The organism is Rhizobium sp. NLR22b (assembly GCF_019685295.1).
Lineage (GTDB): Bacteria > Pseudomonadota > Alphaproteobacteria > Rhizobiales > Rhizobiaceae > Rhizobium.
Genome location: NZ_JABDWM010000008.1, coordinates 157,273 through 183,473, shown reverse-complemented (window position 1 = coordinate 183,473; position 26,201 = coordinate 157,273). Strand labels below are relative to the sequence as shown.

The 26,201-nt window shown below is 58.5% G+C and carries 27 protein-coding genes and 2 pseudogenes; 10 read left to right on the top strand and 19 right to left on the bottom strand.

Annotated elements, in window-relative coordinates:
* Positions 1–35 precede the first annotated feature (35 nt).
* Positions 36–1,073, bottom strand: a complete 1,038-nt coding sequence (locus tag HJC00_RS15275; RefSeq protein WP_221164303.1) for a LacI family DNA-binding transcriptional regulator — start codon at positions 1,071–1,073, stop codon at positions 36–38.
* A gap of 562 nt (positions 1,074–1,635) precedes the next feature.
* On the opposite strand from HJC00_RS15275, the gene HJC00_RS15270 reads away from it, so the two are divergent.
* Together HJC00_RS15270 and HJC00_RS15265 are read left to right on the top strand one after the other, a co-directional pair.
* The gene (locus HJC00_RS15270; protein ID WP_221155456.1) at positions 1,636–3,135 is read left to right on the top strand and encodes a DegQ family serine endoprotease; all 1,500 of its coding nucleotides are present in this window, start codon (positions 1,636–1,638) and stop codon (positions 3,133–3,135) included.
* 405 nt (positions 3,136–3,540) lie between these two features.
* A complete protein-coding gene (locus HJC00_RS15265; protein ID WP_221164302.1) occupies positions 3,541–3,741 on the top strand; it encodes a hypothetical protein in 201 nt (66 codons plus the stop codon).
* A gap of 164 nt (positions 3,742–3,905) precedes the next feature.
* On the opposite strand, the gene HJC00_RS15260 is transcribed toward HJC00_RS15265, so the two are convergent.
* The 7 genes and pseudogenes from HJC00_RS15260 to HJC00_RS32585 form a co-directional block, all read right to left on the bottom strand.
* Positions 3,906–4,091, bottom strand: coding sequence for a hypothetical protein (locus HJC00_RS15260; protein WP_082240273.1), 186 nt, complete (start codon positions 4,089–4,091; stop codon positions 3,906–3,908).
* Between the two features lie 182 nt (positions 4,092–4,273).
* Entirely contained in the window at positions 4,274–4,702 is a 429-nt protein-coding gene (locus HJC00_RS15255) for a DUF1515 domain-containing protein (protein WP_210628725.1), read from the bottom strand.
* Positions 4,703–4,714: 12 nt separating this feature from the next.
* Positions 4,715–6,571, bottom strand: coding sequence for a hypothetical protein (locus tag HJC00_RS15250; RefSeq protein WP_221146809.1), 1,857 nt, complete (start codon positions 6,569–6,571; stop codon positions 4,715–4,717).
* Positions 6,568–6,795 (bottom strand): hypothetical protein, encoded by a 228-nt coding sequence (locus HJC00_RS15245; RefSeq protein ID WP_210631674.1) that lies wholly within the window; start codon positions 6,793–6,795, stop codon positions 6,568–6,570. The genes HJC00_RS15250 and HJC00_RS15245 overlap by 4 nt, the downstream gene beginning before the upstream one ends.
* 4 nt (positions 6,796–6,799) lie before the next feature.
* Positions 6,800–7,162, bottom strand: coding sequence for a hypothetical protein (locus HJC00_RS15240; RefSeq protein WP_210628727.1), 363 nt, complete (start codon positions 7,160–7,162; stop codon positions 6,800–6,802).
* Positions 7,162–7,626 (bottom strand): lysozyme, encoded by a 465-nt coding sequence (locus tag HJC00_RS15235; RefSeq protein WP_210628728.1) that lies wholly within the window; start codon positions 7,624–7,626, stop codon positions 7,162–7,164. Before HJC00_RS15235 ends, HJC00_RS15240 begins: the two co-directional genes overlap by 1 nt.
* A pseudogene (locus HJC00_RS32585) lies at positions 7,601–7,803 on the bottom strand (hypothetical protein). Before HJC00_RS32585 ends, HJC00_RS15235 begins: the two are co-directional and overlap by 26 nt.
* 202 nt (positions 7,804–8,005) lie before the next feature.
* Here HJC00_RS32585 and HJC00_RS15230 point away from each other — a divergent pair.
* Entirely contained in the window at positions 8,006–8,542 is a 537-nt protein-coding gene (locus HJC00_RS15230; protein WP_210628729.1) for a hypothetical protein, read from the top strand.
* Between the two features lie 127 nt (positions 8,543–8,669).
* Entirely contained in the window at positions 8,670–9,353 is a 684-nt protein-coding gene (locus tag HJC00_RS15225) for an isoprenylcysteine carboxylmethyltransferase family protein (RefSeq protein ID WP_210628730.1), read from the top strand.
* Between the two features lie 61 nt (positions 9,354–9,414).
* On the opposite strand, the gene HJC00_RS15220 is transcribed toward HJC00_RS15225, so the two are convergent.
* From HJC00_RS15220 to HJC00_RS15205, 4 genes and pseudogenes are all read right to left on the bottom strand, one after another.
* Positions 9,415–9,615 (bottom strand): hypothetical protein, encoded by a 201-nt coding sequence (locus HJC00_RS15220; RefSeq protein WP_221146885.1) that lies wholly within the window; start codon positions 9,613–9,615, stop codon positions 9,415–9,417.
* Positions 9,616–9,770: 155 nt separating this feature from the next.
* A complete protein-coding gene (locus HJC00_RS15215; RefSeq protein WP_311043572.1) occupies positions 9,771–11,054 on the bottom strand; it encodes an acyltransferase in 1,284 nt (427 codons plus the stop codon).
* Positions 11,040–11,201: pseudogene (locus HJC00_RS15210) on the bottom strand (glycoside hydrolase family protein); the annotation flags it as partial. The pseudogene HJC00_RS15210 and the gene HJC00_RS15215, both read right to left, overlap by 15 nt.
* A complete protein-coding gene (locus HJC00_RS15205; RefSeq protein WP_221122617.1) occupies positions 11,176–11,430 on the bottom strand; it encodes a hypothetical protein in 255 nt (84 codons plus the stop codon). The pseudogene HJC00_RS15210 and the gene HJC00_RS15205, both read right to left, overlap by 26 nt.
* Before the next feature lie 266 nt (positions 11,431–11,696).
* Here HJC00_RS15205 and HJC00_RS15200 point away from each other — a divergent pair, with 266 nt between their 5' ends.
* From HJC00_RS15200 to HJC00_RS15175, 6 genes are read left to right on the top strand one after another with little or no spacing between them, the layout of a single operon-like run.
* On the top strand, positions 11,697–12,683 hold the full coding sequence (locus HJC00_RS15200) for a lysylphosphatidylglycerol synthase transmembrane domain-containing protein (RefSeq protein ID WP_221122616.1): 987 nt from the start codon (positions 11,697–11,699) through the stop codon (positions 12,681–12,683).
* 5 nt (positions 12,684–12,688) lie between these two features.
* A complete protein-coding gene (locus HJC00_RS15195) occupies positions 12,689–14,017 on the top strand; it encodes a glycosyltransferase family 2 protein (RefSeq protein WP_221164301.1) in 1,329 nt (442 codons plus the stop codon).
* Between the two features lies 1 nt (position 14,018).
* The gene (locus HJC00_RS15190) at positions 14,019–14,795 is read left to right on the top strand and encodes a bifunctional 2-polyprenyl-6-hydroxyphenol methylase/3-demethylubiquinol 3-O-methyltransferase UbiG (RefSeq protein WP_221122614.1); all 777 of its coding nucleotides are present in this window, start codon (positions 14,019–14,021) and stop codon (positions 14,793–14,795) included.
* A 5-nt stretch (positions 14,796–14,800) separates the two neighbouring features.
* A complete protein-coding gene (locus HJC00_RS15185; protein WP_221122613.1) occupies positions 14,801–15,541 on the top strand; it encodes an FkbM family methyltransferase in 741 nt (246 codons plus the stop codon).
* A gap of 28 nt (positions 15,542–15,569) precedes the next feature.
* Entirely contained in the window at positions 15,570–16,415 is an 846-nt protein-coding gene (locus tag HJC00_RS15180; protein WP_221122612.1) for an FkbM family methyltransferase, read from the top strand.
* 59 nt (positions 16,416–16,474) lie between these two features.
* Positions 16,475–18,172 carry a hypothetical protein gene (locus HJC00_RS15175; protein WP_221122611.1) on the top strand — a complete coding sequence of 566 codons (1,698 nt, stop codon included), beginning with the start codon at positions 16,475–16,477 and terminating at the stop codon, positions 18,170–18,172.
* Positions 18,173–18,246: 74 nt separating this feature from the next.
* Here HJC00_RS15175 and HJC00_RS15170 read toward each other — a convergent pair whose 3' ends face one another.
* From HJC00_RS15170 to HJC00_RS15140, 7 genes are all read right to left on the bottom strand, one after another.
* Positions 18,247–18,807, bottom strand: a complete 561-nt coding sequence (locus tag HJC00_RS15170; protein WP_221122610.1) for a DapH/DapD/GlmU-related protein — start codon at positions 18,805–18,807, stop codon at positions 18,247–18,249.
* A gap of 50 nt (positions 18,808–18,857) precedes the next feature.
* Complete coding sequence (locus HJC00_RS15165) at positions 18,858–20,216, bottom strand: hypothetical protein (RefSeq protein WP_221164300.1); 1,359 nt, start codon at positions 20,214–20,216, stop codon at positions 18,858–18,860.
* 159 nt (positions 20,217–20,375) lie between these two features.
* The gene (locus HJC00_RS32580; protein WP_259672274.1) at positions 20,376–22,292 is read right to left on the bottom strand and encodes a hypothetical protein; all 1,917 of its coding nucleotides are present in this window, start codon (positions 22,290–22,292) and stop codon (positions 20,376–20,378) included.
* Positions 22,289–23,293 carry a tail fiber domain-containing protein gene (locus tag HJC00_RS15155; RefSeq protein ID WP_221164299.1) on the bottom strand — a complete coding sequence of 335 codons (1,005 nt, stop codon included), beginning with the start codon at positions 23,291–23,293 and terminating at the stop codon, positions 22,289–22,291. Before HJC00_RS15155 ends, HJC00_RS32580 begins: the two co-directional genes overlap by 4 nt.
* Positions 23,259–23,675 carry a GNAT family N-acetyltransferase gene (locus tag HJC00_RS15150; protein ID WP_210628743.1) on the bottom strand — a complete coding sequence of 139 codons (417 nt, stop codon included), beginning with the start codon at positions 23,673–23,675 and terminating at the stop codon, positions 23,259–23,261. The genes HJC00_RS15155 and HJC00_RS15150 overlap by 35 nt, the downstream gene beginning before the upstream one ends.
* Positions 23,672–25,495: a hypothetical protein gene (locus tag HJC00_RS15145; RefSeq protein WP_221164298.1), complete on the bottom strand. Its 1,824-nt coding sequence runs from the start codon at positions 25,493–25,495 to the stop codon at positions 23,672–23,674. The genes HJC00_RS15150 and HJC00_RS15145 overlap by 4 nt, the downstream gene beginning before the upstream one ends.
* Positions 25,492–26,196, bottom strand: a complete 705-nt coding sequence (locus HJC00_RS15140) for a hypothetical protein (RefSeq protein ID WP_221164297.1) — start codon at positions 26,194–26,196, stop codon at positions 25,492–25,494. The genes HJC00_RS15145 and HJC00_RS15140 overlap by 4 nt, the downstream gene beginning before the upstream one ends.
* Positions 26,197–26,201: the final 5 nt, after the last annotated feature.

Genomic DNA, 26,201 nt, shown 5'->3' with positions numbered 1-26,201 from the left:
CCAACTCCACTTCCATTATGGCGGCACGTGCCAGATTATCGCGTCGAACCGCGCGGCACGATCGAAAAGCCGCAATTGACCCTGTCTTCGTCGGGCGGCTCGTCGTGGATGACGCGCAGCAGCATGTCGGCGACGCGGTTGCCGATGTCGTAGCGCGGGATATGCACCGTCGTCAGCGACGGCTCGATGAAGGGCGAAAATTCCAGATCGTTGAAGCCGCAGATGCCGACATCCTCCGGCACGCGGATGCCGCGCGCCTTGCATTCGATCAGCACGCCGAAGGCCAGTTCGTCGCTCTGGGCAAAGGCGGCATCGACATCGGGCACGCGCTCGAGCAGGCGGGAAAACAGCTCTCTGCCAAGGCCGATGCGGCTCGGCGCATCCCCGCCGATGATGAGATCGTCGTCGAACCGGCCGGCTTCCCGCATCACCGCCTCATAACCCTCGATGCGCCGGCGCGAGCGGACATCGGCGCCGCGGCCGATGAAGGCGATCCGACTATAGCCCCTCGACAGCAGAAAGCGGGTGGGCTCGGCGCCGGCCGCATGGTGATCAAGGCCGACGACCAGCCTTTGCGGCTCCTGGCTGAGATCGGTGATATGGGCGATGGGACAGGCGGCGCTCGCCATCAGCGGCAGAAGATCGCGATAGGATTCGGCGCCGGCGATGATGACGCCGGCCGGCTTCTGCGTCAGGATGGATTTCAGCAGCCCGGCTTCGCCCTCGCCATGGTGCAGCGTGCTGGAATATTGCACGGTGAACTCCGTGCCGCGGAAGCGATCCTCGATACCGATCATCAGGCCGGCGAAACCGTACTGATGCAGGGCGGGCGTGATGACGCCGATGGTGCCGTTGTGGCGGCCGGCCAGCGCCCGGGCGGCAAGATTGGGAATATAGCCCATCTCCTCGACCGTGCGCAGAATCTCCTCGCGCAGATCCTCCGAGACGATTTCCGGATTGCGCAAGGCGCGCGAAATGGTGATCGGGCTGACGCCCACCTTCTTCGCCACATCGCTCAGCTTCACCTGCATCCCGCGCTCGGCTTTCCGTCTCCGCTCAACCGAATTCTTCATCGCCCCTCAGATGCCGCCGACGAGACTCGCCCGCGGCCGATTCCCCGGTCATTACTTCCTGACCAAGAAATAATTTAGAGTCTACTAACTTTTATGTTTACAGCCGGTTCCTGAGATACGATTTCGATGGAAAGCGCGAGATGGCTTGCTTTGCGATGGGCGTTGAAGCGACGCTCGGATCACTGCACCGCCCTGAAATAGCTCATTAATCCTTGCGGCGGAGGCGGCCTTTGCCTGGCCAAATGCCCAGGCGATGCAGGTCAGAAACCCTTGTGATCCGGGCGGGAGCAGCGATTGACGCCAAGCCTTGGCAGCGAAGATTAAACGCATGTAATTTCTTACAAATCGGCAACATAAACATGATCAATATTTAATTTGTAAAGCCATCTGCCGCGCTCATATTTATGCCGAGCGCGAATTCTTCTTCCCCTCCCCGATCGTCGCCTCCCCGGCGATCCGCGCCGGCGAACGGAGGAATTGGCGCGACCTCACCCGACGCCAGGTCCAAGACACGGAACCACGACGCCATCGCAATCCAACGCTCTCGCAAGGGACCCTCCCCATGTCACGCATCCACCGCAAACATTACGCCGCAGCGCTTGTCGGGGCCGCCGTCATCGCCGGCGCCGCCAGCCTCCCCTTCACCCTCAATTCGTCCAACGCCTTTGCCGCGCCTTCCGATACCGGCGGCGTTCTCGCCGCGAGCGGCTCCTTCGCCTCCGTCGTCGACGCCGACAAGCCTGCCGTCGTCACCATCACCACGACGATGAAGACGACGGATGTCAGCGCCGATCAGCAATCGCCGATGGACGAGCAGTTCCGCCAGTTCTTCGAGGATCAGGGCATTCCGCTGCCTCGCCCGGCGCCGCAGCATCGAGGTTCGGAACATGCGATGGCGCTCGGCTCCGGCTTCATCATCAGCGCCGACGGCGTGATCGTCACCAACAACCATGTCATCGACAATGCGCTCGACATCAAGGTGACGCTCGACGACGGCACGGAACTTCCGGCCAAGCTGATCGGCACCGATCCGAAATCCGATGTGGCCGTGTTGAAGGTCGAGGCGGGCAAGCCGCTGCAGACCGTCGCCTGGGGTGATTCCGACAGGCTGAAGCTCGGCGACCAGATCCTGGCGATCGGCAACCCCTTCGGCATCGGCACCACGGTGACGGCGGGCATCGTCTCGGCCCGCGGCCGCGACCTGCATAGCGGGCCCTATGACGATTTCATCCAGATCGATGCGCCGATCAACCACGGCAATTCGGGCGGTCCGCTCGTCGATCGTGAGGGCAAGGTCGTCGGCATCAACACCGCCATCTATTCGCCGAACGGCGGCAGCGTCGGCGTCGGCTTCGCCATTCCCTCGGACGAGGCCAAGGAGATCGTCGCCAAGCTCGAGAAGGACGGTTCGATCAATCACGGCTATCTCGGCGTGCAGATCCAGCCGGTGACGAAAGACGTTGCCGATGCCGTCGGCCTCGACAAGACCGGCGGCGCGCTGGTGGCCGCCGTCTCCGCCGATACGCCGGCCGCCCATGCCGGCCTGAAGCCCGGCGACATCGTCACCTCGGTCGGCGGCGAGACCGTCAAGACGCCGAAGGACCTGTCGCGCCTCGTCGCCGATCTTTCGCCGGGCACGCGGAAATCGCTCGGCGTCTGGCGCGACGGCAAGACCATCGATCTCAACGTCACCGTCGGCGCCAATGCCGACGGCCAGAAGCAGGCCTCAGCGGCAAGCCCGGAAGCGCAGGGCCAGGCCTCCGGCCAGCCGAGCCTCGGCATCGGCCTTGCCGAGCTGACGCCCGATGTGCGCCAGCAGCTCAACCTGCCGCGCTCGGTCAGCGGCGCGCTGGTCGCCAGCGTCAATCCGGACAAATCGGCCGCTGCCGCCGGCATTCAATCGGGCGACGTCATCGTCGCGGTCAACGACCGGCCGGTGCACAATGCCCGCGACGTCAAGGCCGCTATCGCCGAAGCCGGCAAGGCCGGCCGCAAATCCGTGCTGCTGCTCGTCGAACGCGACGGCAGTAAGACCTTCATTGCTGTGCCACTTGCCGCCTGAGGACAGCCGTGGCACAAGGCCTGCAATGACGTCGCGATTTGCGGCTGCCGGCTGCGGCACAGAGCTGCGGCCGCCGGCCCTCGCAGCATTTGGTAAATGGCGGCATTTCCCCTCGAAAAAGCAACAGACCGCCGGTTTTTCGTTCCGAAAAGCGACACGGAACCAAGGTGTTGCGCCATTACCTGACAGGTCCGCCGACGGCCAGTCAACTGCCGCTTTACCAATTAACCCTACTGGCTTACCTTAATATCAGCATCGACTTGAATACATCCCGCCCTGTGACATCGTATTTTCATGATCGCTAATTTGTTCCGGCACGGCGCACCGGAATGGTGACCCGCTTTTCCCGAAAGGGACCGGCTTCATGCATCAAGCAGCGCGCAACATCAAACGGAGGGGTATGCCATGAATAACATCTTGGAATTTCGTGCCAGATGCCCGGACGACAAAAGCCTGGCCGACTGTCGGGAGGCGCTTGAACCGCAGGTGATGAAGATTGTCGCCGAGGCTGTCGGCAGGGGCTATCGGCCGGCCGAAGCGGCCATGGTGGTCGCCGATATCGCCGACGACTATATCCTGATGCTATCGCGCGAGCTGCGGCATTGACGGCTCGGCGTGCGCGGACAGATCCGCACGCCGACACGCCGGGAACAAGGGAATCAGTGGACCGCGCAGCGCCTGCCGGGGTAGCAGGGGTACAGGAGACGAGACCAGCCGCGCGGCCCGGCGATCCAAACGCCGGATAGTTGCCGGAAGTTCCGGCTCCGGCGCTATCGCCATTTCGGCTGGGGCGGCGGCGCATTGGCCCGGATCTCATGCAGCGGCGCGTGAGACCCGAGCAGCTTTTTCAGCTTCTTCTCCTCCGCCGGGCCAATCCCAAACTTGCGGCAATGCTCGGCAACGTCATGCTCCCGGGGCCCGGGAACGCGAACTTGGCGGTTGCTCATGCTCTTCATGTCCGTTTCCTCCTTGAAGAGGATAACAAACAAAAGGCATTTTGGTTCGTTAGCAAAGTCTAATTTTAGCAAGGGGAGAAATACGGCACTATATCAGCCGAGCTGACGCCGTTTTGCTGCGTTTGACTTGCCGGCATTCGCCGTCAGTCGCCAGGCGCCAACAGCGCAAAGTTGGCGCCCGCTCAACTGATCTTCAGCCAATGCCTGAGTGCCGCCACCGCGCCATCGCTGGCATAGGCGATGACCCCGCCCGTCGTCAGCCCGGCGAAGGCGATCAGCCCTGAGATGCCATAGCCGATCGATTTCATCCGTTTCCACTCGTCGAGCGCCGGGCCGACCATCTCCTGGTTCTTCTCGACGGTTTCCTTGAGCGCCCTGATCTCGGCGCGGATCTGCGCGTTGGCTCCGCCTGTCATCGCCACCCTGGTATCGAGATGGGCGATCTGCCTTGCCTGTTCGTCGAGCCGCTTGTGGATCACGGCGCGGCCCTCATGGGCATTGGCCTTTTCGTCGCTCATCTCCTGGCGGAGCAGCGCGACGTTTTCCTCGATGCCGGTCAGCCTGCCCTCGACGCGCCCCAGAGCGCGCAGGATATCGTCATTGGATGTCATGGCGAGGCCACCTCAGAAATTGAATTTCAGCTTTTCGGACTGTGCAATGCCGCTCGAAATCCGGTCGATCATGATCGGCTGCGGGTGGATGAAGGATATCGGCGAAAGCTCCCCGACAGACGGCGCCGGACGCACCACCGACCCTACAGGCATGACCACCGCGCTCACGCCTTGATAGGTGATGACGTTGCCGGCGATGCTGGCGACGACCTGCGTGCTCAGGCGAGCCAGGCCGTCCGGACCGGAATAGATGTGCATCGTCTGCTCGGGCCTGAAGATGCTCGCATCCGCGACGACGATCTGGTTATAGGTGGTAACGCCGTCAGTTCCGGCCTGGGTGGTCAATGTCGTGCTCGCAAGCTCGAGCATGCCGGGCCAGACACCGCCTCTGGAGGGGGAGACCCAGGCTGCGTAGGTATCGATTGCCGCGTCGCAGCAAGCCGATGTCTGCGCAAGGATATCATCGCGAAGCCGCCATTTGCCCGAAGCGTCCGTTCCGTCCGACGGCCAGCTGTTGTTGGTTCCATAGACCTGATACTCGGCCCTGAGACCGAGATCGTTGCAGGTGATGGTCCCGGTCGCCGGCGAGGTGCCGCCGGCGAAATTGTAGGTGAAGGTGTTGGCGTCGAGGACCGATATCACATAGCTGCCATTATAGGCCGTGGGCGTCGCGCCCGAAATACTGACGGTCTGGCCTGTCGCAAGTCCGTTGAGGCCGCTTGCGACGGTCGCCGTGGCAACCGTGCCGACCGAGGTCAGCGTGACGGTGCGTGTGATCGTCGTCCGCCCGAGCGGCGGGAAGGCGACGATTCTGACGCCGGCATATTCGCCGCGCAGGCGGGTGACCAGCGAGCGGTAGTTGGTCGTGAAGAACTGCGTATAGGTCGAGGCCGTGTCGTTCTGCCCCATCTGGTTTGCTATGACCGTGAACGGCCATTTATTGCCGTTGAAGGCGATGATTTCGCGAATGATGTCTCGGCGCCTGGTGGCGATCGAGGAGCCGCTGCCGGTATATTCGCGGACGGAGCCGGCGCCCGGCATGCCGATCAGGCAATGGGGAATGCGGCCCGGGCCGCCGTCCCTGTCGAGCCACCGGCGCAACCAGCCGAGATTGCCGCGCGCATCGGCTGCGGACGAATATTCCTGGCGCGCCTCGCCGATGCTGTCGACGAAAGCCAGCGCGACGGGCCTACCATCCCAATCGCCCTTGGCGACCATGAAATCGGCTCCCCAATATTGCGGCTGCGCTTGGGTGCCGTAGCCGGTATCGAGCGCGGCGGTGCTGTCGGCGAGCGGGCTGTCCTTGAAGGCAAGAAGGGTGGCGAGATCGCCGGCGCCCCAGACGCGTTCGCCGCGATGCTTCTGGATGCGATAGACCGGCCAGATCTTCTCGCCGACGGCGGTGTGATAAAACAGCCAGATTTCGATTTCGCTTTCCGGCGCGACGTCGGGAATGGTGAGCTCGTCCGTCCAGGCGCCGTTCGTCTGGTCGGCAACGGTCACCGTGTTCGCCCCGGCAAAGGTGCACGGGTAGAAGATGCCGGCGACGCGGACGAACATGGCGTCGGCGACCACGGAATTGCCCGGCGTGCCGATCGTGCCGGTGACGACGGTTTCCTGCGGCGAATTTCCGCCTTCCGTCGAGGCGAAGCCGGAGAGATGAAAGCGGAAGGTCCGCGTCTTATATTGCGGCGTGTTGACGACGATCTTGGTGCAGACATAGTTCGTGCCGGAGGCGGCGGTGACGATCGCGCCCGACGGCATGCGGTTGCGGGTGGCGAAGAACATGTAGCGGTCGGGGTCTCCGGCGCTCCCGCCCGCGCCGTTCAGCATCGGATTGGCAAGGGCGAGCGAAATGGCATTCATCATCGGCGTGTTCCGTATCGGCTGGTGAGGTCATCATAGAATTTGACGCTGCGCTCCTGGCGGGCGTTCGCGCGGTCGAGCGCCTGGCGCTCGCGGGCGAGGATCGCAATCAGCGGCTCGCCTTCACGCACGGGCGCATGCGCTTCCTGCTTTCTGAGATCGTCTGGCAGCGGCGGCAGCACGATGCCGGCCGCGGCCTGCCCGCTCGCGACCGCCGCCTTGTTCAGGCGCTCAGTGGCGGAGCAGCCAGTCACGATCAGCAGCAGTGACAGCGCAAGCACGGTTCTTTTGCGAAAGCTGACGTTCATAGGATTGGATCTCGGTTTCGAGTGTGTCACTGGCGGCCTGCTCGGCGGCCTCCGCGGCCATAAGGCGCTTGCGGTGCTCTTCGCTGGCGAGCGACGCGGCGTTGCGCTGGCGTTCCATCTCGGCCGCCCGTGCATCTGCCGCGGTCTTTTCGGACATGAGGACGTAACCGGCGCGCGCCTGGCGCGCCGCAGAGGGGTAGCCGATCGAGACCGCATAGAGGTGATAGATGGCAAGGCCGGCGGCGATGCCGGCGCCCATCTTCAGCGCGTCGAGAAGGCCGAACATCAGATGCCCTCCAGGCAGAAGGCGCGCTCCTTCTGCCGGCGGCGCGTCAGGCCGGGAAAGGTGATACCGGCGGCGCGGTTCCATTTGAGGAGCGCCTCGCAGCCCTCGGCCGGCCTGCCCTGGTTGATGAGCTTGACTGCGCTCGAGCCGCAGGCCGCCCTGATGCCGACATTGTAGGCGAACGAGGTCAGCGCCACGAAGCGGGCATCCGGAAGCGGGACGGTGACGCACTGCTCTATGCCATTGGCGTACCGCTGCAGCTCGAGCGAAAGCAGCGCCCTGCACTCTCCCACCGTCTTATGGTCGCCCGGCTTCACGCCATTGGTGCTGCCGTAGCAGATCGTCCACGGCTGGCCCTGGGTGGCAGGGTCCGGATAGGCATGCTGCCGGAGCCCTTCGAAGCTTCCGACCAAAGCAACGGCCATCGCGGCCGCGGCGCTACCTTTCTGCAGGCGGTTTGCCATTCAGTTCTCCTGAAATTTTCTGCTGGAAGACGATGCGGGCGACGATCGCCGCCGCGGTGAAAAGACCCGACGTGGCCGATATGGCGAGCTCGATGTGGAGGTTGCGCAACACCCAGGTTGCGGCGACGAGGTGTAGTGTGGCCTGAAGACGATGCAGAGCGGCAGCGAAAGGGCCATCAGCCGCACCAACCAGGCGTGTTTCAGCACCTCGCGCCACCGATGTTCATGAAATCGCCTCGTTAAGGTGGATAAGTTTTGTGGAAGGTTGCAAATCGCCGCAGCCGGAGTCATTCATGCCGCGCCGATCGAGCGATAAGCCTTGCTCAAGCATTTGCGAATATTCTGCCTGGAACCAGAGCTTGCCGAAGGAGGAAAGCGAATGCGAATCTTGGTTTTGACTTTTGTTCGTCTCGGACCTGCTTTGGTCTATGCCATCGGTGCGGTATTTGCCGCCAGCATGCTACTGCTGGCCATGTATCCATCACGCCCGTTTGCTTGGGAGCTTTACCTGACGCTGCTGCCGGTGCTGCGCCTGCCTCTCATGTTACTCAGCGCGGCAGGGATGGGACCGTGGGAACTTCTCGCTGCGTTTGCATCGATGACGATTTTCGGCATCTATCTTGCTTTTCATCCGAAACGGTTTCTTAGGGCGCGCTTCGTTCATGCGCATGTTGCGCTGCTCGGGCTGGTGCTTGCCAATGCCGCCGCAAGCACAGCCGAAGCAGGTCGCAGTGGGGCGTCACTCCCCGATGGCTATATCGACTGGTCACTGCCGTTGCCGACAGCGCTGATCGGAACCGCGTTGATCGTCGTGGCCGCGCTCGCCTGCGTTTTCACGCACGTCGAGATCATCCGCCGCATTCGCATCCGGGCCGGCATCGACCGGCTGCTGGCGCATCGCGTGTCATTGCATTGACGGACACCGCCGGCGGCGCGTCCGTGTAAGTCATATCCCCAATAGTTGGTATTCACCAATTTAAACGGTTGCGATTGCCATTTTCCGCAACCGTGCGAAGATGCGTCCAAACAACGCGGGGGCACCAATGAACAATCGACACTTGATTATTGCAGATGTCATCGGCAGGATTGGCATCTGCTCCTATTCAATACTTGTTGTGTGGACCAAGATCGCTCGGACGATGACGACCGGCGACTATCCGTCCCAAGGCGTCGTATTCCTGATAGCTGAGATCGCTGCGATCTTATTTATCGGCATGATGTGTGTCGTGACCCTGACGAGAATGCCCCAGGTGCGGTCTGCGCGCGGCGTTGAACCATACCTGACGGCGATGGGAGGCACCTTCCTCTTCCTGCTGATCGCCTTCCTGCCTCCGCCAATGGCGTTGCCAGATGCTGTGCGCCTTGCCGCAATGGTTCTGATGATCGTCGGCTTCCTTTCATCGGCATATATGCTTGCGATCCTCGGCCGCAGTTTCAGCATAGCACCTGGCGCAAGAGCTCTGGTCACAACGGGGCCATATTCCATCGTCCGGCACCCGCTCTATCTGACCGAGGAGATATTCATTATCGGAATGATCCTGTTCAGCTTTTCTCCGTGGACGGTATTTCTCGGAATCGTGCATTGGTGTCTGCAACTTCGCCGAATGAGTAACGAAGAGACGGTGCTCCGGGCGGCATTCCCAGACTACCGGTCGTATGCCTCGCGCGTCCCCAGGGTGATTCCGTTTTTGCCCATGCGCGGCAAACGCGCCACGACCATTGGATAAGGGGAACCGCGCCGCCGCGTCGGACCCTCAGTCCTCGGTGACGGTCGACGCGGTCGCGGCGTTACCTTTCCGTAGACTGTTTGTCATTCAGTTCTCCGGAGATTTTCTGCTGGACGAAAACGCGGGCGACGATCGCCGCCGCAGCGAAGAGCCCCGATGCCGTGGAAAGGGCGATCTGGATGTAGAGGTTGCGCGACACCCAGGTTGCGGCGACGAAATTGATGACGGGCTCGAGGACGATGAAGAGCAGCGCCAGCGCCATCAGACGGACGGACCAGGCGTGCTTGATCACCGCCCGCCAGTCGGCGAGAGCATGGGAGGCTCCAGATTTTGAATACGGCAAAGCACCCGTCTCGAAAGGAGACGGGCGACCTGTTTTTCGCCATTCAGTAAGGTCGACACGTTCAATGAACGCTATCAAGTAGTCGGATAGATCCGATCACGAACCCTGAATATCGGCTGCTCGATGTATTTGTAGGACAAGGCCGCCAACAGCAGCGTGATCGACGTGAAAGCCCAAAACTCAGTGAAACCATGCAACTGACGTTGGATGCCAAAATTTGGCTCCAGCCAAAGCGGTGTAATGACGAAAAAGAACGTGTAGTTCACGACCTGATGATAGACATAGGCACCGTAGCTACGCTTGCCTATGAACACTAGGACGGGATTTTCCATCACCGTCGCTGCGGTTTTCGCGCCGCCAACAGCGAAGAAAAATATAAGCGATGAGGCGATCATATAAACCGGCACATCGGCAAGCGCTTTTCCAACAAGGCTACTCCGAAACGCGAATATTCCTTGGCTCATCTCTGTATATGACAGCAGGCAGAGTGCCGCGATGCCAACCACCATCATCGCCGAGAAGCTGCGCGACACCGCTGGGGTAATCCGAACTGTCGAGGTGATGATGGCGACCGCTGCGCCGGCAGCAAGTGAATCCAGATTTCCGAGCGTGACCAGAACGTTCGCCTGGCCAAGATCGGCGTACCAGGCGAAAGTACGCCAGCCGATCGCGACCGCAAATGCCCCGAATAGCGAAAGCTTCCAAGCATTCGGCCGGAAGAAGATAACGATCGGGGCCCAGAAAACGTAAAACTGCTCTTCAACTGCAAGCGACCACCACGGAGCGGCTGGTCCGTAAGTTCCGATATCATTCCGGAGCACCACATTTGAAAGATTTTGCACGAAGAAGACGTGATAAATCGCATCCTCCCGCACAGCACCATTCAATCCCATGCAAATGACAAATGCGAGCGCCAGATAATAGATAGGCTGGATTCGGAAGAATCGCCGACCATAGAAGCCTTTGAGAAGCTGTACCCCCTCAATCCGAGGTCTTCGGCGAGCCAGGCCTATGAGTATTCTCGTGATCAAAAACCCGCTGATCACGAAGAATATTAATAGGCCGCCCCGCCCCCATTCGGCGACTTTGTTGAGATAAGGGATTGGTGACCAATGAGCCATCAGCACCAAAAGCAATGATATTGCTCTAAGCCCATCCAATCCACGTATGCGACCGCGCGCTTGTATCTCCGACTCCCGATGTGCAAGAGCATCCAACGTCCAATCCCTCCGTCTCTCGGCGGGAATAGCGCAATCATGCCGGGATTGGAAGCGCCCCCAAAGGTTACTCGCGTCAGAGTTTATTGTTTGCGGGGTGTCACGATGGCCCAGTTGGCGCGCTTGCTCGCCCGGCTTCACACCGTTGGTGCTGCCGTAGCAGATCGTCCACGGCTGGCCTTGAGTGGCCGGGTCCGGATAGGCGTGCTGCCGGAGCCCTTCGAAGCTTCCGACCAATGCAACTGCCATCGCGGCTGCGGCGCTACCTTTCTGCAGGCGGTTTGCCATTCAGTTCTCCTGAGATTTTCTGCTGGACGAAGACGCGGGCGACGATCGCCGCCGCAGCGAAGAGCCCCGATGCCGTAGACATGCCAATCTGGATGTAGAGGTTGCGCGACACCCAAGTTGCGGCGACGAAATTGATCACGGGCTCAAGGACTATGAAGAGCAGCGCCAGCGCCATCAGACGGACGGACCAGGCGTGCCTGACCACGGCGCGCCAGTTGTGGACGAGCATCGGGAACTCCGGAGGGCTGTGGATAAACCCGCCTCCCGAACGGAGACGAGTGTTGAACTGTGGCTCCGCGGCGACCCAATAAAGGTACCGCTCAGTACAATAATCGTTGTCTATTGCTAAAGTTTTCTCTTAAGGGTAGTCGAGGGCCGGAATACGGCTAAAGCGGTGCCGCTCTGTATGTCGTGTTCCCAGATTTGCCGGGGCCAGTGGCAGGAGTCACGGCCTGTCTAGCCTTCAAGACTCTCAGGTTTCGAAGATCGAATTAGATGGCCGCACAAGCTCGTTCAAAAATAAGTGCTCGCACTTTTTTCGCTTATCTTGTGAGCCTCGCACTGCTTGCGTTCCTGGTTAGCTCGATCAGCTGGCAAGATACTATTCGTATACTTAAGGAAGGCGTTCACCCAGCATCTCTGTGGCCATTTTCGATTACGGCTCTTTTGATTGCCGTGATATACGGTTGCCGTTGGCAGCTGCTGATAGGTGGAAAACTTAACAAGAGCACCTCTCTTATAGCCTCCATTCTCTGCCTCGGCGGCAATATGTTTCTCCCTGCAAGAGGTGGAGATCTGTTGCGAGTCCACTACAGCCATGTCGTAGGCCGAATAGCTCAAGCCGAGGTATTTGGCAGTCTAATGGTTGAAAAGGTAATCGATCTGATTACGATCGCTGCCGTCGGCGTATTAGCTGCTGTAATCCTAACACTATCGATGGATTCCGCCCACACTGACATACTATTTGTTTCAATATCTTCGGCTCTCGGACTTGCATTCGGTGCAATTGTGCTAGTGAAATACTTTAACGCGCTTCTCCTGAGATGGGCCCGCGCGGTATTCACTTATTTCGGGCATGAATCCTTCTTTAATAGACATGTCGCAGTGCTAATACGCAGCGTGGGTGAGCAAATGACGCTCAACAACCTGTTCTCTCCCAGCATTCTTACATTGTTAATGTGGTTGTCAGCGTACGCTCTCTCGTATGTGTTTGCCGCACAATTTGTGGGAGTGGCACTCAGCTACGAAGAGGCGCTCGTCGTGTTGTTCGCAGGGGCTCTAGGCCTGATGCTTCCTGCTGCACCCTCTGGTATCGGAACTTTTCATGCTTCAGTAGTTTCTGCATTCATTCTCCTGGGGCGCTCATCCGCTGAAGGCTTTCTTGTAGCGACAGCTATCCATCTCCTATTTTTCACAGCTTATGTCCTGCCGGCAGCGATCCTTTACGGCCGGTGGCGCTTGGCGCGCGTCTTGCAAAGTTAGAACTAATGAGAGAATATTTCTATTCCCTTCTCCGGAAGTACCTGGAGCTTTTTATACTTCCTCAAAATTCCGTCGTAGAAATCGATCCTGCTTCGTCACTTCTAATAGGTGCGATGCCCCAAGGTCGAGTCGCGTTCCGTCCAGAGTCTAGCGAAAGCCCCTCCGCTGAGAGCTTTCGAGAAAATGCAGTGCTTCCTTATCAACAGCTTAAGCAAACCTGCGCCGAATACTTAGTGATCGGTGGACTTATCCACTATGAACGCGACATTCAAAAGCTATTCGCCGATCTGCATAAGGCGTGCCATCCGGAAACCCGCCTCGTTCTTACCTATTATAGCGCCCTATGGCGACCTTTGGTTAATCTCGCGTCGGCCCTGGGCTGGCGAGGCAACTTACCTGAGGCAAACTGGTTAGCGCATGAGGACGTTCGTAACCTGCTGGAACTCGAAAATTTCGAGTTGATCAGCTTAGATCAAAAAGTCCTAGTCCCGCTGTATATTCCGCTCGTCAGCAACTTTATCAACCGTTACATCGCCCCTCTGCCAGTATTCAGAAATCTTTGTCTTTTGAACATCGCCGTCGCAAGACCTATAGCGATGAAAGAAGTCGACGCGCCATCCGTCTCAATCATCGTGCCCGCTCGAAATGAGGCCGGCAATATCGACGCAATTGTCAGGCGCATTCCACCCATGGGGCCCAAAGACGAAATTATCTTCGTCGAGGGCAATTCAACGGATGAGACCTGGAGTGCGATCCAGGCCGCACAAGCCCGCTATGGATCAGAGCGTAGAATTCTAATTGACCAGCAAGAAGGAAAGGGAAAAGGGGACGCTGTTCGAAAGGGATTCCGCCTTGCTTCGAATGAAATCCTTATGATTCTTGATGCAGATATGACCGTTCCACCCGAGGATCTTCCAAAATTCTACGCTGCGATTAAGGACAACAAGGGCGAATTCATCAACGGAACCCGGCTTGTGTATCCAATGGAGAAGAAAGCGATGCGCTTCTTCAACCTACTAGGGAACAAGTTTTTTGCTATGGCCTTCTCGTTTGTTCTCGGCCAACGGTTCAAAGACACCCTCTGCGGAACAAAGGTTATCAGTAGGTCCAATTATCTGAAGCTCGCCAGAAATCGTTCCTACTTCGGCGATTTCGATCCATTTGGAGATTTCGATCTAATTTTCGGCGCGGCAAGAATGGGCCTCAAGATAGTTGAGGTTCCAATCTGCTATCGCCAAAGGCTTTATGGAGAAACAAATATTTCTCGTTGGCGCCACGGCGTTGTCCTATTGGCGATGCTCGCCTTTTCTGCTCGGCGAATAAAGTTCATCTGAGATGAAGATCGAGAATACAGAACTTTACGATCATGACCTAGCAACGACTTTGGAGAATCGTAACCGACTTCAAAGCAATCGCAATCTAATGCTTTGGTATCGCGAACTGTACTCACAGTTGTTCGACGATATCCCAAACTTTTCTCAGAAAAAGGTACTAGAGATAGGTAGCGGCACATCACCACTGAAAATATTCCAGCCGCATGTAACAACTACAGACGTCCTCAATCTCGAATATTTAGACATCGTTTTTGATTGTCATAACATCGCAGACTTACAGGATATCCCGGACCGCAGTATTGATGTGATCACCATGACAAATGTACTACATCACCTGCGTGATCCTATTTTCTTTCTAAGCGGCGCAAGCCGAAAGCTTAAGAAAGGGGGGCAGCTGGTACTCGTTGAACCTTTTTTCTCTGCCGTTTCCTTTCCCTTGCTTAAGTTCTTCCATCATGAACCGGTTAATTTCCAAATTTCGCAACCCGTTCTAGACACGATTGAAGGTCCCCTATCGTCTTCAAACCAGGCAATGCCCTATATGATGTTCTTTTCGCGTCACGATTGGCTAGCACCATTGTCAAATCAATACGATTTAAAGGCGACCAAACTAGGTTATTTTACGAGTATCGCCTACATGGCGACTGGAGGCATATCCAGAGTATTTCCGGTACCACACTGGCTTTATCGGCTCTATCTCCCGCTTGATAGGCGGCTTGCCCGTACGTTTCCCAGACTGTTCGCGTCGTTCTTTAGCGCGCACTTGATCGCAAAGTAACAACGATGAACACAACGATCATCTCCATCGCCAATCTGCTGTATAGGTATTGTTTTCCGCTCTACCACCCAATCTATCGCGTATGGAAGAGCTATTCAGATCGGACTGAGCGAGCGCTACTACGAGAGCTTGTTGGGCCTGACATGACGATTGTGGATGTGGGTGCAAATATCGGGGTTTACACTCGCTTTCTGTCAGGCCTTGTCGGCAGCCGTGGGATTGTGCATGCCTTTGAGCCCGCCCCCGCGAACTATCATAGACTAAGAGAAAATTTGCGGAACCTGGGCAATGTTCGATTTAATCATGCTGCGGTTGGGGAGCGAAGCGGAGCTATCAAACTCTTCATATCTGACGAGTTAAATGTCGATCATCGTACCTTTGACAGCGGTGACGGTCGACAGGCAATCAGTGTCCCAGTCATGAGCCTCGATCAGTATTTCCCAAGCGGAACGCGCGTAGATCTGATTAAAATCGATGTCCAAGGCTACGAACTCAGCGTGTTGCGGGGCGCTGAGCGCGTGCTGCAGGAAAACGTGAATATCAAGATTTTGATGGAGTATTGGCCTTACGGCCTCTCAAAGGCCGGCGTGGATGCGGCAGCTCTCCTCACCTTTATCGATCGACTTGATCTGGAAATACAAATGATCCGCGGTGCTGCTTTGCATAATTTTGACGGCGCTCAGTTTGACCCGCAGGACGCCAGCCAATACTGCAATCTGATCCTCAGCAAACGCTCGCGTCCGTGAGGCCACCAACAACTTAGGACGAAAACACATGCTATCGACCAGCAACAAAATCAGGATTGCGCGCTCTATTTCGACGGCAATTCTTTGGGGGCGCGGTCTTTTTCACCTTCCGTCAGAGCTTATCGCCGTGCGGAGGGGAGTGACTTGGTCTATCGACCTCAAGGAAGGGATAGATCTGGCAATCTACGTCCTGGGTGGTTTTGAGGTGCAAACTCTGAAGCTCTATGCGCGGCTAGTGAACGAAGGCGATGTCGTTCTCGATATCGGCGCAAACATCGGAGCACATACCTTGCCGTTGGCACAACTTGTCGGAGCACGCGGCAAGGTGTTTTCCTTTGAACCGACCGCTTTTGCATTCCGAAAGCAGAAGGCGAATATCGCACTCAATCCAATGTTATCGCCGCGTATCAGCGCCCATCAGATGATGCTCATGGCAACAACTGACACTAAATTGCCTGACGCGGTGTATTCGAGTTGGCCGCTAGAAACTACAGGCGATCTGCATGTTGAACATCACGGCCGCCTGATGGGTACAGTTGGCGCGGCTATGAGTACACTTGATGAATTTGTTGCAGCAAACGGGATCGATCGCATTGATTTCGTTAAGTTGGACGTTGACGGAAACGAAAGCGATGTGTTGCTTGGCTCCAAGGCAACAATAGAAAAGTACCAGCCTAAAATTCTATTGGAGCTTGCGCCGTACGTATACAAATCGCAGCCAGAAAAATTTGACGCGATTCTGAATTCACTCTGGAGCATGGGATATGAGATATCCGATGTTGCCAGAAATCGAAAACTACCGCGAAACCCGGACTTTGTTAGATCGGTCATCCCCACAGGCGGAGGATTGAACGTGCTCGCCACTAGAGATTGATACCGCGTAAAGCATTTCCGCAGCCACTTTTTGGGGAATTTGGAATCTCAGGAGACATCATGAGCGACTACATTCAACGCGTGCCCAGGATCAGCAGCTTGGTTCTGCTGACTATTTCAGTTTTGTGCACGCACTGGATGGCCTTCTTGAATGAAGGGATATTTGCGGAAGACGCCGGCCTGTTCTCGTCACTATTTTTTAGAGACTGGAACGCAATCATGAACATGTATTCGTCCGCAGCTGTACCAATGTTCACATATTACGTTTGGCCTCTATCTTATATTCCAAATGTTTTTCTTCTTAAATCTGTAGTAATTTTCGGCGTATACGTCGCTGTTATTTTTTCTTACCTTATCGCCTTAAGAAGCGGGTTTCTCAATGAACGAGAATCTTTTTATATTGCGCTTTTTTCGAACCTGCTACCAATAACTACCGTTACAGTAATAATCACATACTCAACTTACTTCAACGCCTATGCGTTATTCTTGGTGGCGACGTACCTATTTATCTCAGTTGAACGGATTCGTGGAGGCCTTCACTACCTCTCCAGAGGGGCATCCCTCCTTATTTACTTTGCGTCATTTACACTTAATTCTTTGCTTGTACTTTACGCCGCTGCTTTCCTCCTTGCATACCTCGTCCACAGTAACGACGCGGCCCGGCGGGTTGGCTTACGAGGGTTCATATCCACATTTTTTTCATTCTGCAGATCAAAACTAGATTTTGCAGCTCTTCCTATCGCATATTGGGCGTATAAGGGATTTTATTATGAGAAAACTGGTCTTTACAAGAATTATAACAGCTTTGATATAAATCTCCCGAGCATCGCATATAATGCTTACCGATTCGTGGTTAACGGAATTGTAAAGCCTGTTGCGTTTAGACCTATTGCAATTTGGTTTGAGTTTAATTTTTATGTATTTTTTGCTGTTTTCATATATTCGATGTTCTTTGTCACTTTATTTTTCCTCCTGAGAACGCCACCCGCCGGGAATCCGGATATCGACAATCGGAGACCAGACGGCGGCCTTAAGATAGTAAGCTTTGGGCTCTTCTCACTTCTTTGCGGAACTCTTCCCTATATCCTTGTCGGAAAGAGTCCGGAGCTTGGGGTGTTGATGAGAAATGGGATTCTGATGCCCCTTCCCCTGGCCGTGATCGCGGTCGGTGTTTTGCGATTTCTGGAGCGAAAAACGCCTAGCTTGCAGGGCAAGAGAGCTTCGTTCGTGTTACTTCTGGTCGTTCTTACATTATTTACAAATCGGTGGTGGGGAAGTTACGCAGCTTGGCAGGCACGAGCGGCAAAAGACTTGGCGGTCTCGCAATATCTTATTGATAATCCACAATGGTCGACTTTTTCGAACTATTGGATCACCGACAAGTTTCCGATGCCGGGCGAGGCCTCGGAATATGGGTTTGCTGATTATACCTCGAAATTTCACATCATTTGGGGCGGACAGACCAGGATGGCATTTACGCCTCATCACATAGAGTTCTTCGGCATCGACTCGGCGCCAGGCGTAAAGCCAGTTCATTCGACGAACCCCGCTCGTATCGCTTTTTTCTGCGACGCCTGGGCCAGCGCAAAAGATATCGATCTGAGTGGACCGCAAGCTGAGCTTGAAATATCATCCAAAAAAATCTCGTGGGATAACGCATCTCTCGCATACGAGTATCTATATTTTCGCTTTATCAAATCTAGCGAGTTGAAAGCCCACTTAAGTGGCTTGGTAAATGTGACGCTGCGAGCACTTTGACAGTATAGCGGTGTGTGAGACGCCGAGACGCCGGCATTTCCTCACTACCGCTCTTTGTTATTGGCCGGACCGATTTAGCTGCGGTATTTAATGACCTTCGCCGGTGAACCAACTGCAATTGCATAGTCCGGGATGTCCGTAGTTACCACGGAATTTGCCCCGATTACCGCTCCAGTCCCTATCGTAACGTTCATCAATATTTTGGCGCCAGCGCCAATCCAAACATCGTTACCAATTTCGACAAAACCGATTTCGGCCTTCTGAAGCCTGATTGGCGTATCGCGCCTCATGCCGTGGCCGTGATCGATGATCTGGACATCAGAGCCGATTAGGACATCATTGCCGATTGATATCCGGTTTTTCGCCGTAATGATGTTGCGCCGGCCGATTACGGTGTTGTTGCCGATAAAGACTTTGGGCTCTGGCATTGTAAGTTGAAAGAACGACTGGTCTTGGATCGTGACGTTATCGCCAACTTTGAAGATGGCATGACCGACTAGGCGAAACTCAGCGCTGGGCTTCACCACGAGATTCTCGCCGGCCGCGGTGAAATAGCGGAAGCGCTTATAAGCAGTAACGAGCCGTTGGATTATGCCGCCTCGATTGCGATACGATGCCTTGTCGACCTGTGCCATTTCTACTCCCGGCGTGATAGCAGCATGTCAAACACAGGCGTGGAGCTTATTCAAGAGCTCCTTCCGCAAGGGAGATGAAAGCCATCGGTCCAGATCCAGATGCTACCGGTTGACCCGCCCAACGTCATACGAATTTGCCGACTCGTATTTGTCCATATCTCCTGCGATCCCACTGCAAAACCGCTCGCTACCTGGATAGAGCCGACGTTGGCGCCGTCACTGCCAGCGCCGGCTACAAGGGCACCTTGTGCAGGGTCTGATAGCAGAGCCGCGTTGGTCGTTGCCGACGATGTGAACTCGAAGCGCAGCTTCGCCTTGACCTTAACCCCATTTGGCACTGTCAGCGCCAGGAGTGCCGAAGTCGTAGAGATAGCAGCACCGATCGCATCCTTGACCGGCATCACGAACGTATATTCGTCACGTGGATACAGGACAAACGGCCGAATGTTCGAACTTCCATCGGTCAGCACGACGCCGATGCATTTGACGATGGTACAGCCGGTGAGCAGTGTCGTGGTGATGCCGCCGATCGTCGCTGAGGTCGAGAAAACCACGTCGAAAGACAGGTCGGCGTCCTTGCGCAAGGCATAGGCGAAGTATGTCGCATTTGCTGCGACGGCGCCGGCATCGAGGCCGCCCGCGCCCGTTCCTGCCGCAAATGTTCCCGTCACCCTTTTGGTGAACGACGCCGCGCTGGAAACGAAACTCGACCCCGACCTGGCCGAGCCGGGGGTGAAGTCGATATGGGTGTTCGGGCTGCTACCGTTGTTGGAAGGGATGAGGCCGACGACGAAATCCCCTACAGCCGAACTATCGGCTTTACTCCCGATCCTGGTGGAAAGCTTATCGGTGAAAAAGGCGGCACCCGAACTTGTGATGTTGACGCTATAGCCGTTCTTGAGAACAAGCGTTGCCGCACCATCGATCGTCTCCGAGCCGGAGGGATCAATCGTCACGTCGCCGCCATCGGCAATGACGCAATAGCGCCAGTTTGCGCCGAGCGTTGCCGCTGCGTTGAGGGTGAGCGTCACGGCTTGGGTAAAGCGATGGACCGCATTGTCGTCGGAGGCCACCGCCGTGTAATCGCCCGACTTCGCCGCATAGACCAACGCCTTGTCGAAGCCGACGTCGACGCCGTTCTGCGTGAACCCTAAGAGCCCGCCACCCTTCAGATAAAGGCCGGTTTGCGGGTTGGTGGCGAAGCCGATGCCGGGCGCCGAAACCGTGCCGCTTGCCGCCTTGAGTGGCGCTGTCATCGGCGCCGAGCCGTCGCGCGGCAGCGAGTTGGTAACTTCGTTGCCAAGGTCGACGGTCAACGCGTTCCATGGCGCGGGATCGATGACCTGGCCGACGGAGGGTGTCGTGCCGGCGGGTTTCGAATAGACGCCGGTTGATGGGTTTCTGGGCATTTTACCTTACTCCGAAAGGAAGAGGCCCCGAGATTACGAGGCCCAAAGTTGTGCAGTAGTCAAATTGCCGGCGGCGCCATGGTGGCTGCTCCCGGCGCCGAGCGAGCTTTCACGAGTTGCTGCCCTTGAAAGCCTGAATCGCGCCTGTCACCGGCCATTTTACAGCCGCGCCAGGAGCGCATTCACGAGCGCGGCCCCTGCCCCTTCGCGGCCTCTGTTCATCGTCTCCCGCGGATTGCCGGAAGCCGGCCGGGGCGTCGGAATGGGCGGGGTGTCGGGCAGAGCGAAGGGATCGGCCGCGCCTTGCGTCTGAAACTGTGGCATGAAGCTCCGGGCTCTGGTGAGCCGGTGGGCGACCTCCTCGTTCCCCGGCTCATCGTAGCCTTTAAAAGCCCAGGCTCTGTTCATCAGGCGTTGCCCTTCCTCGAGCGATTTGGCGGCGTTCAGTCTGGCGATCAGACGAGGATCCTCCTGCAGGAAGAATTCGGCCTGCGTCTGCGGGCTGATCTCACCTGGCTTTTCGCCTTTCTGGGCGGCAAAGTCATAGAGCGCTTGCAGGCGGGTGTTTCGCCACGACATGATGCCGCCTGATGTGCCCTGTTTTCCGCTCTGGCTCGGGTCGGACCAGGAGCCGTTGGCTCTCTCGGTCGAGAAGCTGCTTTCGGACTGGCCGGTCGAGGCAACCGCCGCCAGACCATAAGGGTTGGTCACCTTGATGATCGATCCATCCCGCTGCTTATAACCGTTCTTCACAGTGTCCATGAAGCCGTTGAAGACATCGGCGTCGGCGGCTTGCTGGCGATGATTGCCCATTGCAGCGCGCCGGTCGCGGTGGCCGGGTCTTGACGTGGGAACGGGCACCTTGCCGGGCGGAGCGAAGGGATCGCCGACAGCTTGGGTCGGCGCCGCTGCCGGCTGCTGGCGGCGCTCGTCCGTCGTCAGCTGCGAATCGAGATAATCCGGCCTCGGCGTGGGAACAGGCCCGTTGGCCGGTACGGTAGCGAAGGCGGCGGCCTCCTTGGGCTGTGCCGCGATTGCCGCTTCAATCATGCTGTCGGGATAAAGATCGCCCGATGGTCCCTGCTCCTGATTGATCAGGGCACGCATAAACTTCTTTGCCATTACCGGGTCGGTCAGGCGCAAATCGTCGTCAGGGCCGATTCCCATCGATCGCGCGATGTTGGCCGCCGCCGTAAAGGAGTTAGGCGTCCAACCGGCATTTCCAGCGATGATCTGATTTGGCGTCAGCATGCCTTTTCGATACTTCCTCATGACCTGCCAGAAATTGTGCTCCATGCCTGCTTCCGGCGTGGCATAGACGACCTGCGGATCGCCCTGGTCGGTGTTCTCGGAAGGGCCGATGATACCTGGCCTGTGCTGGCCGACGTATTTGAGATTGGCGGGATTATTGTTGCGCATGCCGGCTGGCAGCTCGGTGCGACGAACGGGATCGGTTAGAATGGTTTGAAGCTCTGCCCGGTCATTTGCGGATCCGGCACCGCCACCGCCAGCAGACGGCGCCGCGGGCTGTTGGCGGCGCTCGTCGGTTGTCATCTCTGGGTCGCGATAGCCGGGTTTCGGCGAAGGAATGGGTTCACGCGGCAGAGCGATGGCATCGTCGCCGGGCTGATCGGCCGCCATCTGCGGCGCCGGGCGATAGTCGGTCGTGACCATTGGGTCGCGATAGGGTCTCGGCGTCGGAATGGGTCCGTTGTCGGGCAGCGGCGCGAAGAGACCGGCATCGGGCCGAGCAGGCGCCGCCGCGGGCTGCTGACGGCCATTGCTCGCCGCCGGAAGCGGGGCATAGAGGGGTCTATCACCGGGAACAGGCGGGTTGCCGGGCAGCGGTGCGAAATTGTCGTTGCCGGGTTCATCAGCCCCCATCTCCTGCTCTTGCCGGCGCATCGCCAGCCCTCCCATCAGGGCCTGGACAAGGCGCGCCGCGCCCTGCCACGGAGATTGCACCGGGCTCGCATCCATGCCCTGCTGCAGCATGGCATGGGCCAGCCGCTTGCGCTCGTCGCTGATCTCATTTTGCTTCTTGCTGGTATCGCCACCAAAGAGGAAACCCCTCATGCCACTGCCCTTTCGTAGTTGACACGGTCGAAGCCGTCTGCATGTTCGAACACTGCGTCGGGGTGAATCTCGCGCACATCGTCTGACATCAGGCCGATCTGCATCGGACCGCCCTCTTTGTAGCGGAAGGCGTAGACCGGCAGGCCGTTGTCCAGCGTGCCGACGCGGCGGATGTCTTCCTTTAGCCGCCGGTCGGATTTCGCCCAGCCGCCGAGCAGCGAGCCGCCGAGGCCGAAGAGGCCGCCCATGGCGGCGTTCGATTGGGCGAGCTGCTGGTTGTAGAGGCCCATCTTCTGATTGAAGTTTTCGTTGATCAGGCCGGCCTGGTCGACCGTCGGCAGCTGGGTGGCCGGCGTGTTGACGTAGCTCGGCTGGTGCACCTGCGAGCCGGACATCAGCGCCGAGATCTCGTTCAGCGGCTGGTTGCGCTCGGTCAGGATCGAATTCTGCGCATTGGAATACATGTCGCCGAGATATTGGTCGGAGGCGGCCTGCTTGCGGGTGGAGAAATCGCGCATGGCGTTGTCGTAAGCCGCCGAGCCCATCGCGATGCCCTTGTCGGCGAGGCTCTGCTCGAGGCTCGCCTGGTCGCGGTTCCATTGGTTGTCGAAGCCGGAGCGCCAGTGATCGTTGACATATTTGTCGACATTGCCGGCGCTGAGGTCGACATTGGTGCCGAGGATGCCGGAGACCTTGGCGGTCTGGTCGTTGGCGAGCCTGGCAAGGCCGAGCTGCGTCTGCTGAGTCTGGTCGTAGATCGCCTGGTTCTCGGGCGAATAGGTCTGATAGGCGGAATAGGTCGGCAGCCTGTAGGTCTTGCCGTTCTGGTCGGTCATCGTCTGATAGCCGCTGACCCTGTATTCCAGCGAGCCGTCGGGCGTGTACTGGTTGGTGTGGCTGAGGCCCGCATTGGCGATGGCGGTGTCGACGTTGGTGGCCGTCTGCGCCGCGGCGGTCTGGGTCGGATCAGGCGCCTTGGGGGCCTTTGGCGTGGAGACCATGGGGAAAATCCTCCTTCATGATGGCGTAAAGCAGGCCGTCGCAATCGCCGAAATAGCCGCGCTGGCGGCCTTCCGGCTCAGCGCCCACTCTGGCGAGCAGCCTCTGGGCGCTGATGTTGTCGGCGCGGGTGCGGCAGGTGGCGCGGCGGCAGCCGAGCTGATTGAAGACATAGTCGAAGACGGCGCGCATCAGCGTCAGCGACAGCCGGTCGGCGGCGAGCGAGATCTCGATATCGTGCTCGGTCCAGACGTTGAAGACGAAGCCGGCGATGATCCGGCCGCGCTCGACATGGGCAAGCGTGGTGTAGGGCGGGTGGAAGGTGACGCCGATCCTGGCGCCGACCCAGGCGGCGATCTCGGCACTGGGTTCGCAGACGATCAAATCGGCGCGCCCCTCTCGTAAAGCAGCGAGCCGCCGACGACAGCGGCTTCCGAGACCGAGCCTGACGAGCCCGAGATCAGCGCCCGGATGGTGGGCGCAAGCGCCGAACCGGCGCCGCCGGCGGAGGCGAATTTGCGCACCAGCGAAAGGCCAGGGAATTTCGAAATACCCCAGATTGCCGTTCCCCATTTCGCCGCTGCATTGTTCTCGACCGACGACAGAAGCGCTGTCGGCACTTTCGTCTGATAGTCGACCGAGATGCCGCCATACATCAGCGTGGACACGCCGATCTCGGCCGTCACCCCGATCAGCTTCGAAAGCTTGGTCGAGAGCCCGTCGCCGAAGCGGCTCCAGGCGCCGACCATCAGCGCGTCGATCGCCGCGCCATTGTCGTTGGCGCCGACTTCGGCCTCGTAAAGCGTGCCGTCGGCGGCGCCGAAGAACAGCCGGTCCTGCCAGCTCGCCCAGCAGGAAGCGGGCATGCCGACGAAGCGGCACCAGGCACCGGTCTCGGTGTTCATCACATATTGATAGGGGCCGAAGGAAGACGGCAGGTTGACGATCGCCATTTGCCGCGCCGGAAAGCTCGAAAGCTGCCATTCCTGCGAGGTCGTACCGGTCGCCGCGACGGTCGCGCGCCATGTCGGGCCGATCCTGGCGGTAATGGCGCCGAGGCTGGCGGCGCCGCGATCGAGCTGCACCGCCTTGGTGATCGGCACGATGCCATCGGTGGTCATGATCGCGAGATCGGCGCCGACCGACAGCAGGCACCGATCGGTGCCGAGTGGCCGGCCGAGCTTGAAGGTGCCGATCAGGCCCCAATTGGCAGCACTGGAAGGATCGGAGCCCTGGAAGACGATCACCTCGCCTTCCGAGGAGATCAGCACCAGGCATTGCTGCAGGCCCGTCGACACCGGGATCGTCCAGACGTTGATCGCAACAAGCGTGCCGCCATATTTCATGTTGCCGCCGACCGGCAGCGCCGTCGCCGCGCCGCTGACGGCGTCGGTGGCGAGATACCAGACATTGGTCGAGTTCTTTTCGATGAACCACAGGCGCGAGCGATAGGCGGTGACGGCGCAAAGCAGCGAGGCGTCCGATATGCCCGTGATCATCGTCGAGGCGACATAGGCCGTGGCGGCCACGCCCTTTTCCAGCTGAGCATTGGTCACCGTTCCGGTGACGGTGACGGTGAGCGTGCCGGCCGCCGGCGTAAAGGTGAGCGACACCCGGTTGCCGGCGCCGGTTCCGCTCAGCGTGCCGGCGAAAGCGCCGGAGAGGGTCACCGAGCCGGTGCCGAAGAAGCTCAGCGTATAGGCGGTGTTGCGCACGGCGACATTCTGGGTGGCGAGTGCCGCCGTGCCGACCAGGAAATTGTTGGTCCAGGCGGTGCCGTTGAAGATCAGCGGCGTGTCGAGGCCGTTGACGAGACGCAGGAATTCCTGGCCGGCCGGGTTGGTATATTGCTGCACCGACCAATGGGCGCTTGCGAGGCCGGAGACGACAGGCGCGCCGGCCGCACCGCCTGCCGTGACGTCGAAGATCTTGTCGCCGGCGGCGGCAAAGAGCCTGTTGCTCACGCCGGAATAGGGAATGACCGTCTGCACGTCGGCGCCAAGGCCGGTGGCGAAGGCGAGGAAGCCGTAGCGGGCGCGGACGCGGTTGGCCTCGGGAAAGAAATTGTCGAGCTGGAAGGCGGCGTCTTCGGGCATATCGGCCATCTCGACATCGGTTCGCCAGCCGCCGATCGGCGCGATCCAGTCTTTGCCTGGCGAAACGCGGCGGGTGCGGCCGTTCGGAGGGACAGGTCTGCGGGTCATGGCGTCACCGTGATCGTGCCGGGCCAATAATTCTCGAATGCCTGTCCCCTCTCCGGCAGCGAAAGGTCGACAGGGCCTGCGGCACGATCGGCGCCGATGGCGGCTTCCTTGGCTCGTTCGAAAGAGGCAAGCTCCTCGCCGTAATCGAGGCCCTTCGCCCGCTTCCAGCGCCAGATCAGCGAGAGTTCGAGCAGCTCTTCGGGAAAGAGCGCCGTGTCGGTGTCGTTAGCCCAGTTGGCGGCAGTGGCCGCGCCGCCGTTCACCGCCACCCAGAAGCCGGAGACATAGGCATATTCGATCGTCTCACCCGCAACATTCGGGTAGATGTCGAGCCTGCCCGCCGCCATGCGCCAGATCTGCGGCACCGGGTTGGCATTGAGGATGGTCTGGCGCTGCCAGGTCTGCGGCTCCACCGGGCCGTTCAGCGCTGAGAGGCGGGAGACGTTCCAGATCCGCGCATTGGCGGCGAAGCGATCCCAGTCGGAAGGGGGCTCGGCCGGCTCGGGGACGGTACCGGTCGCTTGGAATTGCCGCCGCACCATCAGCGCCGACCAGTCATGGGCCCGCATCAGGTCGCGGCCGGCGCGGGTGGAGAGGATGCGCAGCTGCATGATCTGCGGATCCGCCGACGACATGACGGCCGTCGGCGGATCGAGGTCGATCTCCGCGCAGACGTTCTGAATGATGGTCAGCAGCGACATGCGGG